The 3,509-nt window shown below is 36.2% G+C and carries 2 protein-coding genes; both read right to left on the bottom strand.

Annotation, left to right across the window (positions count from 1 at the left end; translation table 11 throughout):
• Window positions 1-134 precede the first annotated feature (134 nt).
• Window positions 135-1,217 carry an ATP-dependent 6-phosphofructokinase gene (locus tag AFK68_RS05540; protein WP_094671920.1) on the bottom strand — a complete coding sequence of 361 codons (1,083 nt, stop codon included), beginning with the start codon at window positions 1,215-1,217 and terminating at the stop codon, window positions 135-137.
• 976 nt (window positions 1,218-2,193) lie between these two features.
• On the bottom strand, window positions 2,194-3,096 hold the full coding sequence (locus tag AFK68_RS05545) for a nucleoside hydrolase (protein WP_094671921.1): 903 nt from the start codon (window positions 3,094-3,096) through the stop codon (window positions 2,194-2,196).
• Window positions 3,097-3,509: the final 413 nt, after the last annotated feature.

The following is a 3,509-nucleotide window of genomic DNA, read 5'->3' on the forward strand; positions in this document are numbered from 1 at the left end:
CCCCAAACTGTAACGTTATAGTTTTTGAGATTTTGGGATGAAGGTTTTCACAATGGTATGAAGAGGGTTTGGAGACCAAACCCCTACGGAAGTAAATTCAAAAATCCTAAATTTTTTGCATTGTGCAACACTGTTTAATCTCCCAAACAAATACCCATACTCCGAGCAGTTTTCACCAAAGTATCATTAGGATCTACTGCTCTGTACTTAGCGATCGCTTCTTCAATAGGAACACTGACAACTTGTCGATTTTGCCAAGTTACCATCTGGTCATATTTTCCTTCTGCAATCAGGTCTACTGCTGCCACTCCAAAAGCTGAAGCAACTAAGCGATCGGTAGGAGAAGGAACACCACCCCGTTGAACATGACCTAAAACCGTAACGCGAGTTTCCGCACCACTACAAGCAGAGATTTTATCTGCTAGATATTGCCCAATACCCCCATATCGAGATTTACCGAATAAATCATCTTGTGTCACCGCCTCCCCTGCTTCAGTCTGCACCGCCTCTGCTACAACGACCAAAGAGTAATTTTTGCCTAAATCCTGACGTTTGCGGATATAGTGACAAATGTTATCTATTTTGTAAGGAATTTCCGGAATCAAAATCACATCCGCACCACCAGCAATACCAGCATTTAGGGCAATATGTCCGGCATCTCGCCCCATTACTTCTAAAATGATCACTCGGCTATGACTAGCAGCAGTAAAATGTAAGCGGTCTAGTGCTTCTGTGGCAATTTTTACAGCAGTATTAAAACCAATAGACAGTTCAGTACAGTTGACATCATTATCAATGGTTTTGGGGATACCCACTAGATTCAAGTTTCCTTGTTGAGCAAGTTTACGGAGGATAGCCAGACTACCATCGCCTCCAATACCAATTAAAGCATCAAGTTTTAGTAAATGATAACCCTCAATAATTTCTTGAGAGCGATCGTGCAAACTACCATCTGGCATTGGAAAGGCAAAAGGGTCGCCTTTATTTGTAGTGCCTAAAATTGTCCCACCCGATATCAGTAATGGGTCAATTTTTTCAATCTCTAGTTTGATTGTTTTTGGCGGACGTTGCATCAATCCCTGAGTAGCTTCACGAATCCCTAAAACTTCCCAACTATAGGTTCCTACTGCATGACACACCACTGCTCGAATTGCGGGGTTTAAACCTGCACAATCTCCACCACTGGTAAGGATACCAATACGTTTGTGCTCTACCATAATTATAATTTTATCTACATCTACATATAGAATATGAATTTTTGACAGTTTCAACTATAATCTGAAAACTGCCGATTCTAATTTTACCAATCAATTGTCAGTATTTCTATGGTTTTTCACATTAATTAACTATGGTTAAACTAAATCTTATCTTTAGTCTATTAAATTAATCTAAAGAAGTCTATTAAGTATTTATAAATATAGCAATCCGCGCATAGGTCATGGCAAATCAAAAAGTAGATAAAAAACTTGTAACTACTGCCTTTTCCCTGTTCCCTGTTCCCTGTTCCCTAAAAGCAGTAAGGTTTTGATAGACAAATAAAATAGGACTGCTATATTAAGTAGAGCCAGCTAAAAAAAGACGTTGCAGCCTTTAGCTATAAAACACATCAAGCAACGGATATAACTGACTTTTGCTCTAATTTAAAATTTGATATATAACGCACAAAATTTACCAAGCTCTACTGATAAGCTATAATTTATTATCAAACTAACTATAAATATTTTTGTTAATATTTGATAATTGACTACCATATTTATGTTGAGATGTTCAGGATTTTAATTGTCAATCCCAATAATCAGGTAATATGGTGATTCTCCCTTTAGTTTCTAGGCTTTTTCACTTTTCTATTATATCCTTAAATAAATGGTTATTAGCTTACAAGGATAATATTTTAACAGGAAAGGTTGATTTACTTATTAAATACTCATAAATAAAAGCCGTAGAAACACTCTGGAACTATAAAAATCAACAAAGAACTTATTTAATTTATTCAACAATATCTTCAAGGTAATTGTTGATTATTAATTATTAATTATATTTCTACCGCGCCCATTGTTGGAGGATATAATCATAAAAACTCTCCCTATCTACTTGTTCCATTGCCATAATTTTTCGCCCACCAGTTTCTACTTTAATCCGACCTTGACTGACACCTTTTGTAATAACTACAGTTTCCCATTCTTNAAAATATTTCTACCGCGCCCATTGTTGGAGGATATAATCATAAAAACTCTCCCTATCTACTTGTTCCATTGCCATAATTTTTCGCCCACCAGTTTCTACTTTAATCCGACCTTGACTGACACCTTTTGTAATAACTACAGTTTCCCATTCTTTCAGTTTATAAAATTCTGGATGTGCTAAATAAGAAGTTGCTAAAACATCCCAAAAATAATAATCTTGAGAAATTGCCAGCGCATAACATTGTCCGGCAAAATCAGAAATAGGATACTTTCTTTGCCTACCTAATTTACGAGAAAATTCAGAAGTTAGAGGTACATTATTAGAAATATCCAACGAGCAAAGTACAATGGGAATTTGAGTTTGCCATACTCTCTCAATCGCAAACGGGTCCCAATAAGCATTCCATTCAGCAGACATATCTTGACCAGGTTCCATATCTTTACTCACATTTCCAGGTACATTCAATGCACCACCCATCCAGACAATTTCTTGAATTTTTGACTCAATTTCTGGAGAAATATCTAAAGCTGTAGCGACAGTTGTTAAAGGACCAGTTACCATTAATGTTACAGGTTCCGGTGCTGATTTTAAAACTCGTACCATGAAATTTTGACCAGGTTCAGAAACTAAAATAGTATCAATATTTTCCTTCTCATTTAAAATTGGAAAATGGTCAACCGCAAAAGAATCTCTTCTAAATAAAACCGGAAAAGGATTAACGCCACGCACTGTACTTTCTGCAACTGGAACATCAGAACAACCCATTAAATCTAAAATTTTTCTAGTGGCACTAATTGCAGGTTCAATATAACAATCAGCAGGTGTTACAATTACTCCTAAAGGTTGAACATTTTCCATGGTCATTAGTAAAACAGTGGAGAGAAAATCATCTACAGCACCGTCATGATCCATCNCCGGAAAAGGATTAACGCCACGCACTGTACTTTCTGCAACTGGAACATCAGAACAACCCATTAAATCTAAAATTTTTCTAGTGGCACTAATTGCAGGTTCAATATAACAATCAGCAGGTGTTACAATTACTCCTAAAGGTTGAACATTTTCCATGGTCATTAGTAAAACAGTGGAGAGAAAATCATCTACAGCACCGTCATGATCCATCAGTACAAGTTTTTTGGACATAGATATTAAAAATTAGATTTCAATCGGAATTATACCAATTCCCAAAAGTAGTGCTATACTTGGGGATTACTTCAGTTATCAACTAATTAGTACCAGTATAACCACTTTTTTGTTGATTTTAGCTAGGTTAATGTTAATTATTACTCTTTTTACTTCTCCCCCACTCCCCTACTCCCCTACTC

The sequence above is a fragment of the Hydrocoleum sp. CS-953 genome (assembly GCF_002260545.1).
Lineage (GTDB): Bacteria > Cyanobacteriota > Cyanobacteriia > Cyanobacteriales > Microcoleaceae > Trichodesmium.